Annotated in this window: 14 protein-coding genes and 1 pseudogene; 4 read left to right on the plus strand and 11 right to left on the minus strand. The window is 52.6% G+C overall.

The features are described 5' to 3' along the window. Positions 1-221 precede the first annotated feature (221 nt). The 3 genes from OGV98_RS00810 to mutS all read left to right on the plus strand — a co-directional run bounded on the left by OGV98_RS00810 (position 222) and on the right by mutS (position 4,293). Positions 222-1,007: a winged helix-turn-helix domain-containing protein gene (locus OGV98_RS00810; protein ID WP_202581023.1), complete on the plus strand. Its 786-nt coding sequence runs from the start codon at positions 222-224 to the stop codon at positions 1,005-1,007. Beyond that, on the plus strand, positions 1,007-1,519 hold the full coding sequence (locus OGV98_RS00815; protein WP_003846560.1) for a YqeJ family protein: 513 nt from the start codon (positions 1,007-1,009) through the stop codon (positions 1,517-1,519). Before OGV98_RS00810 ends, OGV98_RS00815 begins: the two co-directional genes overlap by 1 nt. A 206-nt stretch (positions 1,520-1,725) precedes the next feature. Next, positions 1,726-4,293, plus strand: coding sequence for a DNA mismatch repair protein MutS (mutS, locus tag OGV98_RS00820; RefSeq protein ID WP_054528732.1), 2,568 nt, complete (start codon positions 1,726-1,728; stop codon positions 4,291-4,293). Between the two features lie 109 nt (positions 4,294-4,402). Here mutS and OGV98_RS00825 read toward each other — a convergent pair. From OGV98_RS00825 to OGV98_RS00840, 4 genes and pseudogenes are all read right to left on the minus strand, one after another. Continuing rightward, positions 4,403-4,544, minus strand: a pseudogene (locus OGV98_RS00825) (Hok/Gef family protein). 240 nt (positions 4,545-4,784) lie between these two features. Continuing rightward, positions 4,785-5,021, minus strand: coding sequence for a non-oxidative hydroxyarylic acid decarboxylases subunit D (locus OGV98_RS00830; protein ID WP_003846555.1), 237 nt, complete (start codon positions 5,019-5,021; stop codon positions 4,785-4,787). A 10-nt stretch (positions 5,022-5,031) separates the two neighbouring features. Continuing rightward, positions 5,032-6,459, minus strand: a complete 1,428-nt coding sequence (locus OGV98_RS00835; RefSeq protein WP_003034198.1) for a non-oxidative hydroxyarylic acid decarboxylases subunit C — start codon at positions 6,457-6,459, stop codon at positions 5,032-5,034. Further along, positions 6,459-7,052 (minus strand): non-oxidative hydroxyarylic acid decarboxylases subunit B, encoded by a 594-nt coding sequence (locus OGV98_RS00840; RefSeq protein ID WP_202581022.1) that lies wholly within the window; start codon positions 7,050-7,052, stop codon positions 6,459-6,461. Before OGV98_RS00840 ends, OGV98_RS00835 begins: the two co-directional genes overlap by 1 nt. A gap of 157 nt (positions 7,053-7,209) precedes the next feature. On the opposite strand from OGV98_RS00840, the gene OGV98_RS00845 reads away from it, so the two are divergent. Next, positions 7,210-7,614, plus strand: coding sequence for a MarR family winged helix-turn-helix transcriptional regulator (locus tag OGV98_RS00845; RefSeq protein ID WP_032938341.1), 405 nt, complete (start codon positions 7,210-7,212; stop codon positions 7,612-7,614). Between the two features lie 142 nt (positions 7,615-7,756). On the opposite strand, the gene rpoS is transcribed toward OGV98_RS00845, so the two are convergent. From rpoS to ispD, 7 genes are all read right to left on the minus strand, one after another. Then, the gene (rpoS, locus tag OGV98_RS00850) at positions 7,757-8,749 is read right to left on the minus strand and encodes an RNA polymerase sigma factor RpoS (RefSeq protein WP_000081498.1); all 993 of its coding nucleotides are present in this window, start codon (positions 8,747-8,749) and stop codon (positions 7,757-7,759) included. A 62-nt stretch (positions 8,750-8,811) separates the two neighbouring features. Continuing rightward, positions 8,812-9,894, minus strand: a complete 1,083-nt coding sequence (gene nlpD, locus OGV98_RS00855; RefSeq protein WP_223232897.1) for a murein hydrolase activator NlpD — start codon at positions 9,892-9,894, stop codon at positions 8,812-8,814. A gap of 184 nt (positions 9,895-10,078) precedes the next feature. Continuing rightward, entirely contained in the window at positions 10,079-10,705 is a 627-nt protein-coding gene (locus OGV98_RS00860; protein ID WP_003034172.1) for a protein-L-isoaspartate(D-aspartate) O-methyltransferase, read from the minus strand. After that, positions 10,699-11,460, minus strand: a complete 762-nt coding sequence (gene surE / locus OGV98_RS00865) for a 5'/3'-nucleotidase SurE (RefSeq protein ID WP_003825728.1) — start codon at positions 11,458-11,460, stop codon at positions 10,699-10,701. The genes OGV98_RS00860 and surE overlap by 7 nt, the downstream gene beginning before the upstream one ends. Next, complete coding sequence (gene truD / locus OGV98_RS00870) at positions 11,441-12,490, minus strand: tRNA pseudouridine(13) synthase TruD (protein WP_003840327.1); 1,050 nt, start codon at positions 12,488-12,490, stop codon at positions 11,441-11,443. The genes surE and truD overlap by 20 nt, the downstream gene beginning before the upstream one ends. Beyond that, positions 12,487-12,966 carry a 2-C-methyl-D-erythritol 2,4-cyclodiphosphate synthase gene (ispF, locus tag OGV98_RS00875; protein ID WP_003034167.1) on the minus strand — a complete coding sequence of 160 codons (480 nt, stop codon included), beginning with the start codon at positions 12,964-12,966 and terminating at the stop codon, positions 12,487-12,489. Before ispF ends, truD begins: the two co-directional genes overlap by 4 nt. A gap of 55 nt (positions 12,967-13,021) precedes the next feature. Beyond that, positions 13,022-13,717, minus strand: a complete 696-nt coding sequence (ispD, locus tag OGV98_RS00880) for a 2-C-methyl-D-erythritol 4-phosphate cytidylyltransferase (RefSeq protein ID WP_049015121.1) — start codon at positions 13,715-13,717, stop codon at positions 13,022-13,024. Positions 13,718-13,730: the final 13 nt, after the last annotated feature.

The raw sequence follows: 13,730 nt of genomic DNA on the forward strand, positions 1-13,730 counted from the left end.
TCATCTTTCTGTTCTTTTTATAGTGGCAAAAAAGATACAATCAATTGATTTCAATGAATTTTATTTTCATTAAAAAGTTATCATTCTTGTTATATCATGATACTAAATTGCAACACTTCTCGGTTCTCACTGTGGGATTAGGTCCATGCTGGTGGTCTTTATAGGCTCAGTGGTATCATGACTACCCAACCATCTGACGCATCATCAAGAGTAGAGACAATATGTCTGAGACTGGCAATGTCAGTTATCTGATTGAAAATAAAATAATATTTACGCCAGCCGCACAATGTCTGGCGCGGGTAGATCACCCCAATCAGCGGATAAAACTCAAACACTCAGCGTCGTTATGTCTTTTATTACTTATTCAACATCGCGGGCAAGTGGTTTCTCAAAACGAATTGCTGGAATTCGGTTGGGGTAAAAATCACCGCCAGGTAAGTTTCAACGCCTTTTATCAAAGTATTCTCTCGTTGCGTAAAAGCTTGCTGCAGCTGGAGCTTCAACAACCGCTGATCACAACGATTCCCCGCAAAGGGCTGATCATTCAAGAAGAGTTTGATATTCAGGTCATTGATACACCGGAGAATAACTCTGCTTCTGCTGAAGAATCCTTAGCGCCAGATGCCACCATTGAGGAACTTTTGGCTGACACGCCGCGTCAACCTTTGATAACGACAGCAGAAACGATAATGTTGGCACTTACCCTGATAATTTGTGTGCTTATATTATATCCGTGGCAAGCCAGCGATGATTATTTCTCCGGCTATATCGCCGCGAGCAAAACACCAACAGACTGTCAGTATTATTTCAATAGCGATGCCAGTAACTTTTCCCGGCATACCGCGTTTATCGACAAAAACCCAGGATTGTGTCAGAGCCATAAATTTATTTATATCACAACCTATCCTGAGTCTAAGAAACTGTCCGCGCTGGTGTGTCGCTCACCGATAAAAGCCAGGCAGGAAAACGCCTGTCAGCCGGTATATTACCCACGGTATGATAGCTAATGAATTTATATCCCCGAACCTCCCGCATCCAGACAGGTATTATCCTGCTGCTTTGTTTTGCTACGCTAATTCTTACTGTCATTTATCGGTACAGTAAGAACAATGGCGAGTTACAAGATCTTACCTGCCGCTCTGCCATCGAAATTGTACGCAATACAAGCTCGTTCCGAGGGATTATTGATATCAAAACCGGGGGCAGTAAAGGTATTGTTAATATTGATGGTATTATCAAAGATGCCGAAAATAATGAGCAGACCGTGCAACGCATGGTACTTTTTACACAATCCAGCTACGGCTCAAGCCCGGTTTGGATTTCACAGAAAATCCAAATTTCCAATCGCGAAACGGCTCCCGCCAGCCTTATTCAGGAACTCCTCCCCGACTTTTTCCTGACCAACACCAGCGTATCCAACGTCGATTTTTTTGCGCTGAACAGCGAGACATACCTGATTACCAAAGAGGGGATCCCCTATCTGTATTGCCAGAATTATGCTTTGCCGGAAAATGAATAATCAATAAGCGTTCTGGCGGCAAAACCTACGGATGAATCTCAGCCGTTGTCGGTGATAAGATAGACCATTCAGGCCGAGCCAACGCTCGTCGTTACTGCCCTTCAGGCGGCTTTCGAATGACAAATTTGTGGGTTTATGTGAGTTTCCAGGGGCTCACATGAGACTGCCCAGGTACCCCAAAAGATTAAAAAAAGAGCAAAAGCGATATGAAAGAGTCACTTGATACGGACTTCACGAACCATACCCCAATGATGCAGCAGTATCTCAAGCTGAAAGCCCAGCATCCGGAGATACTGTTGTTTTACCGCATGGGCGACTTTTACGAACTGTTTTATGACGATGCGAAACGCGCGTCTCAGCTGCTTGATATCTCCCTGACCAAACGCGGCGCATCAGCAGGCGAGCCTATCCCGATGGCGGGTATTCCTCACCATGCGGTAGAAAACTACCTCGCAAAGCTGGTCAATCAGGGGGAATCTGTCGCTATTTGTGAGCAAATCGGCGATCCGGCAACCAGCAAAGGTCCGGTTGAGCGCAAAGTGGTGCGTATCGTCACGCCTGGCACCATCAGTGATGAAGCGCTGTTGCAAGAACGCCAGGACAACCTGCTGGCCGCTATCTGGCAAGACAGTAAAGGTTACGGCTATGCCACGCTGGATATCAGCTCCGGGCGTTTTCGCGTCAGCGAACCGGCCGACCGCGAGACCATGGCCGCAGAATTGCAGCGCACCAATCCCGCTGAACTGCTGTATGCCGAAGATTTCGCTGAAACCTCACTGATTGAGGGGCGTCGCGGATTACGTCGTCGCCCACTATGGGAATTTGAAATCGATACTGCTCGCCAGCAGCTAAACTTGCAGTTTGGCACGCGGGATCTGATTGGTTTTGGCGTGGAAAACGCCCCGCGCGGATTATGTGCTGCTGGCTGTCTGCTGCAATACGTAAAAGATACCCAGCGTACCTCGCTGCCGCATATTCGTTCTATCACCATGGAACGTCAACAGGACAGCATCATTATGGATGCCGCCACGCGCCGCAATCTGGAAATTACCCAGAACCTGGCGGGCGGCGTTGAAAACACACTGGCTTCAGTACTCGACTGCACCGTGACGCCGATGGGCAGCCGTATGCTCAAGCGCTGGCTGCATATGCCGGTCCGTGACACCAAAGTCCTTACCGAGCGTCAACAGACTATCGGCGCGCTACAGGATTCCACCAGTGAATTGCAACCCGTGCTGCGTCAGGTCGGCGATCTGGAACGTATCCTGGCGCGTTTGGCCCTGCGTACTGCGCGTCCGCGCGATCTGGCCCGTATGCGTCATGCCTTCCAGCAATTACCGGAACTGCGCGCGCAACTGGAAAGTGTAGACAGTGCCCCCGTGCAGATGCTGCGCGAGAAAATGGGTGAGTTTGCAGAGCTGCGTGAACTGCTGGAACGTGCCGTTGTGGAAGCTCCGCCAGTGCTGGTTCGCGACGGTGGCGTCATCGCCCCGGGCTATAACGAAGAACTGGACGAGTGGCGAGCGCTGGCTGATGGCGCAACTGACTATCTGGACAGACTGGAAATCCGTGAGCGCGAGCGCACCGGTCTGGATACGCTGAAGGTTGGGTTTAACGCCGTTCATGGCTACTACATTCAGATCAGTCGCGGTCAGAGCCATCTGGCGCCGATTAACTATGTGCGTCGCCAGACGCTGAAAAACGCTGAACGCTACATTATTCCGGAACTGAAAGAGTACGAAGATAAAGTTCTGACGTCAAAAGGCAAAGCACTGGCGCTGGAAAAACAGCTGTACGATGAGCTGTTCGACATGCTGTTGCCGCACCTGGCTGATTTGCAACAGAGCGCCAGCGCGCTGGCGGAGCTGGACGTACTGGTCAACCTTGCAGAACGCGCTTATACCCTGAATTACACCTGCCCGACCTTCACCGATAAACCCGGCATTCGTATTACTGAGGGACGTCATCCGGTGGTTGAACAGGTGCTAACCGAGCCATTTATCGCCAACCCGCTTAACCTCTCGCCTCAGCGACGGATGCTGATCATCACCGGTCCGAATATGGGGGGTAAAAGTACCTATATGCGCCAGACCGCGTTGATTGCGCTGTTGGCCTACATCGGCAGCTACGTTCCGGCGCAGAAAGTGGAAATAGGCCCGATCGATCGGATCTTTACCCGCGTGGGCGCGGCGGATGATCTGGCATCCGGTCGTTCTACCTTTATGGTAGAAATGACCGAAACCGCCAACATTCTGCATAACGCCACCGAGAACAGCCTGGTACTGATGGATGAGATTGGACGCGGCACCTCCACCTACGACGGCCTGTCGCTGGCATGGGCGTGCGCGGAAAACCTGGCCAATAAAATCAAAGCATTAACGTTGTTTGCCACCCACTACTTCGAACTGACTCAGTTACCGGAAAAAATGGAGGGCGTCGCGAATGTGCATCTGGATGCATTAGAGCACGGCGATACCATCGCCTTCATGCACAGCGTACAGGATGGTGCAGCGAGCAAGAGCTATGGTCTGGCAGTAGCAGCCCTGGCTGGCGTGCCGAAAGAGGTTATTAAACGCGCGCGGCAAAAACTGCGCGAACTGGAAAGCATTGCGCCAAACGTTGCTGCGACCCAGGTCGATGGAACACAGATGTCGCTGCTTTCAGTGCCTGAAGAAACCTCGCCCGCCGTTGAAGCGCTGGAAAACCTCGACCCGGATTCACTAACGCCTCGCCAGGCGCTGGAGTGGATCTACCGGTTGAAAAGTCTGGTGTAACGTTGTAATGCCCGATGGCGCTTTGCTTATCGGGCCTACGGCAACGCGAGAATGGGTGCAAGAGGACGAAACCGGACCATCAAAACGCGGGGTTTCCCCCGCGTTGTTGCTACTTCTTCGGTTCGTAAGCGAGAACAGCTTTAAACTCCATACCACGTTCTTTAATACTTAGAATCTCGTACCATTAACGTGAATCCCAGCACCGTGAAACACAGCACTACAATTGCCACAAGGGCATATTTTGTCAGCATGTCTTGCCTCCCTGCAAAGAAGAGACTAACATCCAAATGGTCTAGGTTTGTACGCTAGCCTCAGGTTGATAGAACTATCTCCTGGGGCTTTTGTCTTTCCGGGACCTTACAAATGCTCAAAGCCCAGAAAGCCTCAAGCACCCGCCGCTATTCTATTCCCGATGCCGCTGTAACAAATCAATTTATCAATACGTTACGAGTCTGCTCGCAAAAAAGCCCCGGAATCCCGGGCCTTCAGTATTAGCGCTTACCTTCCGCCAGCAGCGGTGGAATACTCGGCACCATTGGCGCATCGTCGATATCTTTCTGCGTCATACGAAACGCCTCCGGGTAGTGCTCGCGACTGGTACGACGTAGCGGTTCGGTATTACGCCAGGTGTACAGACAATGCTGGCACTGATATACCGTCCAGACACCTTTTACCGGCGAGTTTGCCATCACTTCAATATGTTCATCGGCACAACGTGGACAAATCATCTGCTACTCCTTATTTACGGTTGGCCAGCATGGCGGTCAGTTTTTCTGCCCAGGCTTTCGTTTCCGGTAAATCACATACCGGCTGGCTGTAGTGCCCACGGTTATCCGGCGCGACCGGCGTGGTAGCATCAATAATTAACTTGTCGGTAATCCCCGCCGGACTGGAACCCGGATCAAGCTCCAGCACCGACATATTCGGCAGTTGCACCAGATCGCCCGCCGGATTGACCTTCGAAGACAGCGCCCACATCACCTGCGGCAGGTTGAACGGGTCAACATCCTCATCAACCATAATCACCATTTTCACGTACCCCAGGCCATGCGGCGTCGTCATTGCGCGCAGCCCCACCGCGCGGGCAAAGCCGCCGTAGCGTTTTTTGGTGGAGATAATCGCCAGCAAACCGTGGGTGTACATGGCATTCACCGCCTGCACTTCCGGGAACTCGGCTTTCAGCTGTTGATACAGCGGTACGCAGGTTGCCGGCCCCATCAGGTAGTCAATCTCCGTCCACGGCATCCCCAGATATAGCGATTCAAAAATCGGTTTGGTGCGATAAGAGACTTTATCGATACGTACGACCGTCATATTACGTCCACCGGAATAGTGCCCGGTAAACTCGCCAAATGGCCCTTCGATTTCACGCTTACGGCTTTCAATGACCCCTTCGAGGATCACTTCCGAACCCCAAGGTACGTCAAAGCCGGTAAGCGGTGCGGTAGCGATCGGGTACGGGCTTTCACGCAGCGCTCCCGCCATTTCGTATTCCGACTGATCGTACTTCAGCGGCGTGGCCCCCATCAGGGTGATGATAGGATCGTTACCCAGCGTGATGGCAATCGGCAGATCTTCACCGCGCTCTTCAGCTTTATGCAGATGCAGCGCGATATCATGCATCGGCACCGGCTGCAGGCCAAGCTTGCGTTTGCCCTTCACTTCCATACGATAAATGCCGACGTTCTGTTTGCCGAAGTTGTCCGGATCCAACGGATCGCGCGACACCACGCAGGCTTTATCAAGATAGAAACCGCCGTCACCATCGTTCAGACGAAACAGCGGCAGAATATCAAACAGGTTGATCTCCTCACCATCAACACAGTTTTCAGCCCACGTCGGGTTGGCACGACGCTCCGGTGTAACCGGAAATTTATCCCAACGGCGAATAAACTCATCAATTTGTTTTTTCACCGGCGTATTGGGCGGCAGGCCTAATGAAATGGCATGATTCTGCCATGAGCCGATGGTATTCATCGCCACGCGGGCGTCGGTAAAACCACGAATATTGTCAAACCACAGCGCTGGCGCACCATCACCAATACGTCCGGTCGCGTTAGCCGCCGCAGCCAGATCCGGCTCAGCGTTGACTTCTTCACTGATTTTCAGCAATTGTCCCTGGTCGTCCAGCGCTTGTAAAAAGCTGCGCAAATCATCAAATGCCATTATTCATTCTCCTGTGAAAAATTCTGCGCCTGCCGTAAACCCTGCCAGCGACGGGCGTTTGGATGCTCCAGACCAAACTGATCGAGCACACGCGCAACGATATGCTGAGTGATGTCATCGACCGTTTGCGGGTGGTTGTAAAACGCGGGCATCGGCGGGACCATCGCCACGCCCATGCGGGAAAGTGCGAGCATGTTTTCCAGATGAATAGTGCTGAGCGGCATTTCACGCGGAACCAGAACCAGCTTGCGCCCTTCTTTAAGCACCACATCAGCAGCGCGCCCCACCAGTCCTTCCGCGTAGCCTGCTCGAATACCGGCCAGCGTTTTCATACTGCAGGGGATAATGATCATGCCGTCAGTACGAAACGATCCTGAGGATATGGTCGCTGACTGGTCCGCCGGGTTGTGGCAATAATCGGCCAACGCCGACACATCACGGACGCTGTACGGCGTCTCCAGTTCAATGGTGGTTTTGGCCCACTTTGACAGCACCAGATGGGTTTCTACCCTCGGTATTTCCCGCAGTGCCAACAATAGCGACACACCTAGCGGTGCGCCGGTCGCCCCGGTCATTCCTACAATCAGTCTCATTTCGCCCTCAAATTTGTTCGTGTACGAACATTTTATTAAAATACTCCCTCGATACATTCCGGACAAGAGCACCTCGCACAGATTGCTAAAGCAGCAATGGTTAAACTATGACGCGTTACCCGTTAAGATAGAGACTGACAGATATTCCGGAGCTCTCATGCCGTTAAGAAACACAGCCTTTCACCTTTTACGTCAACTTTTTCAGCAACATACGGCTCGCTGGCAACATGAATTACCGGATCTGACCAAACCGCAGTATGCGGTGATGCGCGCCATTGCCGAGCATCCCGGCATTGAGCAGGTCGCCCTGACCGAAGCCGCAGTCTGTACCAAGGCAACGCTTGCGGAAATGCTGAGCCGGATGGAAAAACGGGAGTTGGTCAGACGTGAACACGACCCGGCGGATAAGCGTCGGCGATTTGTTTATTTGACCGCGCAAGGAGAAGCATTACTGGCCAGCGCAACCCCGTTAGGCGATAGCGTGGATGATGAGTTTCTGGGGCGATTATCTGATGAAGAACGTGAGCAGTTCACACGTCTGGTGCGTAAGATGATGAACTAATCTGTCGGATGGCGACATAAATGTCTTATCCGGCCTACAAAGTCCGGCTCCCCATAGGCCTGATAAACGCAGTGCCATCAGGCAACAAACATAGAAAAAGGCCAGTCTCAATGAGACAGGCCTTTCTTGATAGAACTTGTGCTTACTCGCGGAACAGCGCTTCGATATTCAGTCCCTGAGTCTGCAGGATTTCACGCAGACGACGCAGACCTTCAACCTGAATCTGGCGAACACGTTCACGGGTGAGGCCAATTTCGCGGCCTACATCTTCCAGTGTCGCAGCTTCATACCCCAGCAGACCAAAGCGACGTGCCAGTACCTCACGCTGTTTGGCGTTCAGTTCGAACAGCCATTTGACGATGCTCTGTTTCATATCATCGTCTTGCGTGGTGTCTTCCGGACCGTTTTCCTTTTCATCGGCCAGAATATCCAGCAACGCTTTTTCGGAATCGCCACCCAGCGGGGTGTCTACCGAGGTAATACGCTCGTTGAGTCGTAGCATACGGCTGACGTCATCAACCGGTTTGTCCAGTTGTTCAGCAATCTCTTCTGCGCTCGGTTCGTGGTCCAGTTTATGCGACAACTCACGCGCGGTACGCAGATAGACGTTCAGCTCTTTTACAATGTGAATTGGCAGTCGGATCGTACGGGTTTGGTTCATAATCGCCCGTTCGATCGTCTGGCGGATCCACCAGGTTGCGTATGTTGAGAAGCGGAACCCGCGTTCCGGGTCAAACTTCTCGACTGCACGGATCAGTCCCAGATTGCCCTCTTCAATCAGGTCCAACAATGCCAGACCACGATTGCCATAACGACGAGCAATTTTCACCACCAGACGCAGGTTACTTTCAATCATGCGACGGCGGGATGCGACATCCCCACGCAGTGCGCGACGCGCAAAATAAACTTCTTCTTCGGCTGTTAACAGTGGTGAATAACCAATCTCACCAAGGTAAAGCTGAGTCGCGTCCAACACACGCTGTGTGGCCCCCTGCGATAACAGCTCTTCTTCAGCCAGGTCGTTATCACTGGGTTCCTCTTCACTCAAGGCTTTTTCATCAAAAGCCTCTACTCCGTTCTCATCAAATTCCGCATCTTCATTTAAATCATGAACTTTCAGCGTATTCTGACTCATAAAGGTGGCTCCTACCCGTGATCCCTAACGGAACTAGCACGTGAAAGCCTGGTTCCGCCGAATTATCGCTGCGGTAAATAACGCAGCGGGTTTACGGATTTCCCCTTGTAACGAATTTCAAAATGCAAGCGTGTTGAACTGGTTCCGGTACTACCCATGGTAGCTATTTTCTGCCCCGCCTTGATTTCTTGTTGTTCCCGGACCAGCATTGTATCGTTATGGGCGTAGGCACTCAGGTAATCATCGTTATGTTTGATGATAATAAGATTACCGTAACCACGCAGCGCGTTACCGGCATAGACGACGCGTCCATCTGCGGTCGCGACAATAGCCTGTCCCTTGCTGCCTGCAATGTCGATCCCTTTATTGCCACCTTCGGTAGCCGCAAAGTTTTCGATCACTTTGCCGTCGGTCGGCCAGCGCCAGGTAGAGATTGGCGAGCTGGTTGACGTTGAGCTTGCAGTTGATTCGGTTGCGCTAACTGCCGGAGCCGTTACAGGCGCTGTGACCACAGTCCCAGCAGGCTTGTTGTTCGGCAACATTTTATTAGCACTTTGTTCACCTGAATCCTCAGAATACGTAATTGTTGGTTTCGAAGCAACAGCAACGGTGGAATTTTGTGCAGGGTTGGTCACAACTCCTTGCTGTGCTGCATCCGCCTGGGTGATGGCATTTCCACCGGTAATCGGTGCGCCAGACGCATTGCCCACTTGCAGAGTTTGACCGACATTCAGGCCATACGGGGCCGGAACGTTATTGCGTTGTGCGAGATCACGGAAATCGTTCCCGGTAATCCAGGCAATATAGAAAAGGGTATCGCCTTTCTTAACAGTATAGGTACTGCCGCCCGTATAGCTACCTTTCGGAATGTTCCCATACTTACGGTTGTACACAATACGACCGTTTTCCATTTGCACAGGTTGTTCCGCAACAGGCTGGATCTGTGTTGACTGTGTGGTCGGACGCTGCACCGGCTGGATCTGCGGCGTTTGCTGTACTGTCGACGTCGAGCCCATTTTTGGTGGAGGCGTAATCAGCATACCGGAATTGGTGTTCGTTGATGCACCGCCATCAACGGAACTGACCGGTGCAGGTGGATTCGAGGTATTTGAACAACCTGCCAGCCATAATGAAACCAGTGACAATGCCGCAATGCGGCGAACGGTAAATTTGTGGCTTCCCGCGCTCATTTATCCCCCAGGACAATTTGATTAAAACCAGTGACGTAATCACCGTGCAAGGCATCGGACTGGGCACTGGAAACGTGACCACGATACGCTTACTAATTCCAGAATATCCAGGAAAACTCCAGGTATTCAGAGCCTGTATCTACGCAAGCTCCCCTTTTACTAAGGGAACGAAGCGTACGGCCTCCACGGTATCGATAATAAATTCGCCTCCCCGACGACGCACCCGTTTCAGAAACTGGTGCTCGTCACCCACGGGTAAGACGAGAATGCCGCCTTCATCCAACTGCATCATCAATGCGGTTGGGATCTCAGGCGGCGCTGCCGTAACAATGATAGCGTCAAAAGGGGCTCGCGCTTGCCAGCCTTGCCATCCATCACCATGACGGGTAGAAACATTATGTAAATCAAGCTGTTTAAGTCGACGACGCGCCTGCCACTGCAAACCTTTAATGCGCTCAACAGAGCACACATGGTGCACCAGGTGCGCCAGAATCGCCGTTTGGTAGCCAGAGCCAGTACCAATTTCCAGCACCCGGGACTGTGGCGTTAACTCCAGCAGCTCGGTCATCCGCGCAACCATATAGGGCTGCGAAATCGTCTGCCCCTGACCAATCGGCAGGGCAATATTGTCCCAGGCCTTATGTTCAAACGCCTCATCAATGAATTTTTCACGCGGCACGGCGGCAAGTGCATCGAGAACAAGCTCATCTCTGATGCCCTGCGCACGTAATTGTTCAAGAAGAGTGTGTACGCGTCTGCTTACCATTGCGTGTCGGCTCCCACGCTGTCTAACCAGTCAGAAACAACTTCATGCGCGCCGTATGCGGTTAAATCGACATGCAGCGGCGTGATGGAAACATAGCCTTCATCGACGGCGGCAAAATCAGTATCCGGTCCGGCGTCGCACTTTTCGCCCGGTGGCCCGATCCAGTACAGCGTATTACCGCGCGGGTCCTGCTGTGGTATCACCTGATCTGCAGGATGGCGACTACCGCAGCGGGTGACGCGGATACCTTTAATCTGATCCAGCGGTAAATCCGGCACGTTGATATTCAAAATGCGCCCGGTGCGCAGCGGTTCACGACTCAGCGCCCGTAAGATACGGCAGGTTACTGCGGCAGCAGTATCGTAGTGTTTATGCCCATCAAGTGAGACAGCCAGCGCAGGGAAGCCCAGGTGACGACCTTCCATCGCCGCCGCAACGGTACCGGAATAGATAACATCATCGCCGAGATTAGGACCTGCGTTAATACCAGACACAACAATGTCCGGACGCGGACGCATTAATGCGTTAACGCCCAGATAGACGCAATCGGTAGGTGTACCCATTTGTACGGCGATATCACCGTTATCATAGGTGAACGTGCGAAGTGAGGATTCCAGCGTCAGCGAGTTGGACGCGCCACTGCGGTTACGATCCGGGGCAACCACCTGTACGTCAGCAAACTCACGCAGCGCTTTCGCCAGCGTTTGTATACCGGGTGCGTGAACCCCATCATCGTTACTCAGCAATATACGCATAATCACCCATTGTGTTAATAAGTTCCCTTACAACACTGGTGGCGAAGCTACCTGCCGGTAGCCAGAAACGTAACTCAACGGTTACGTCATCCCACCAGTTCCAGCTTAATTGTTGTGGATACAGCAACATAGCGCGACGCGACGCGTCGACTTTCTCGCGCAATAACAGAGACTGCAGCGCGGTTTCATCAGCAACAGCGGCTTCTTCAAACGCCAGCGCGTCGCGTTGAGTTCCCCACTCACCGCTGCCCGGCAATGCCGCTGTAATCATCAATTCTTTCTCATCGACGCGACGCTGTAATTCAGTTTGTTCTTCCTGTGTGGCGACAAACCAGCTTCCGCGCCCCGATAATTGTAGCGCATCGCCGTCAACAACTTGATTAAAGTCTGTTTTTTTCAGGCGTTCACTGACTATCTGATTAAACAACGCGCTACGGGCCGCCGACAACCAAAAACTGCGTTTATTGCGATCGCGCACCGGCGCATCGCTTTGCGCCCAGCGCAGCGCCCCTTGCAGGTTGCTGCCGCCGATACCAAAACGCTGAGCGCCAAAATAGTTCGGTACGCCGCGCTCGTTAATTGCCTGCAAACGCGCTTCAACATCATTTCGCTCGCTCACTTCACGCAACACCAGCGTAAATTCGTTGCCTTTCAGCGCCCCTAAACGCAGCTTACGCTTGTGGCGCGCGTACTCCAGCACTTTACAGCCTTCAAGCTCAAATTTGCTTAAATCAGGCATCGCATTGCCCGGCACACGCGCACACAGCCACTGTTCCGTGACCGCATGCTTGTCTTTCTGGCCAGCAAAGCTCACTTCGCGGGCATGAATTTTCAGGAATTTCGCCAGCGCGTCAGCCACAAAACGGGTGTTACAACCGTTTTTCAGGATACGCACCAAAATGTGCTCGCCTTCGCCATCGGGTTCGAAGCCTAAATCTTCGACGACGACAAAGTCTTCCGGATTCGCTTTCAGAACGCCATGGCCTTGTGGTTTGCCATGGAGATACGTCAGATCTTCAAACGCAGTCATTTCGTTGCCTTAATGAGTAACGCCACCGCTTCACAGGCAATCCCTTCCCCACGCCCGGTAAAACCGAGTTTTTCCGTGGTGGTCGCTTTCACGTTAACATCATCCATATGGCAGCCGAGGTCTTCGGCAATAAACACACGCATTTGTGGAATGTGCGGCAGCATCTTCGGCGCCTGAGCAATAATTGTCACATCCACATTACCAAGCGTATAGCCTTTGGCTTGAATACGCCGCCAGGCTTCACGCAATAATTCACGACTATCTGCACCTTTAAAGGCCGGGTCGGTGTCCGGGAATAGCTTACCGATATCCCCCAGCGCAGCCGCGCCCAGCAGAGCATCGGTTAACGCGTGCAACGCCACGTCACCATCAGAATGCGCCAGCAATCCTTTTTCATACGGGATGCGCACACCACCAATGATAATTGGGCCAACTCCTCCAAAAGCGTGTACGTCGAAACCGTGTCCAATTCGCATTATGCCTTCTCCTGATATACACAGCGTCCTCCAGGCAGCCTGAAGGATGATGTATCTAGATAGTTCGGGTCAGATAAAATTCCGCCAGCGCCAGATCTTCCGGGCGGGTGACTTTGATGTTGTCAGCACGCCCTTGGACCAGCTGCGGATGAAAGCCGCAATATTCCAGCGCCGAAGCTTCGTCTGTAATAGTTGCACCTTCGTTGAGTGCACGTGTCAGGCAATCGTGCAATAACTCGCGCGGGAAAAACTGCGGCGTCAACGCATGCCATAAATCGGTGCGATCGACCGTATGGGCGATGTCTGTTCGCCCCGGCTCCGCGCGTTTCATTGTGTCGCGTACCGGTGCGGCAAGGATCCCGCCGGTACGGCTGGACTCGCTGATTGCCAGCAAACGGGCCAAATCATCCTGGTGCAGGCACGGACGCGCGGCGTCATGCACCAGCACCCAACGGGCCTCCCCTGCGGCTTGCAAACCGGCAAGGACAGAATCGGCACGCTCGTTGCCGCCATCCACCACCGTAATTTGCGGGTGCGCAGCAAGTGGAAGTTGGGCAAAGCGACTGTCGCCTGGGCTGATAGCGATGACGACTCGCGTCACCCGGGGATGAGCCAGCAGCGCATCAACCGAGTGTTCAAGAATGGTTTTATTGCCAATAGAGAGGTACTGCTTAGGACACTCTGTTTGCATTCGGCGGCCAAACCCGGCAGCCGGCACCACGGCGCAAACGTCCAATAAAGTGGCTGCCATGTTAAATCCCTGG

Source organism: Citrobacter sp. Cf136 (assembly GCF_030333815.1).
Classification (GTDB): Bacteria; Pseudomonadota; Gammaproteobacteria; order Enterobacterales; family Enterobacteriaceae; genus Citrobacter; species Citrobacter freundii.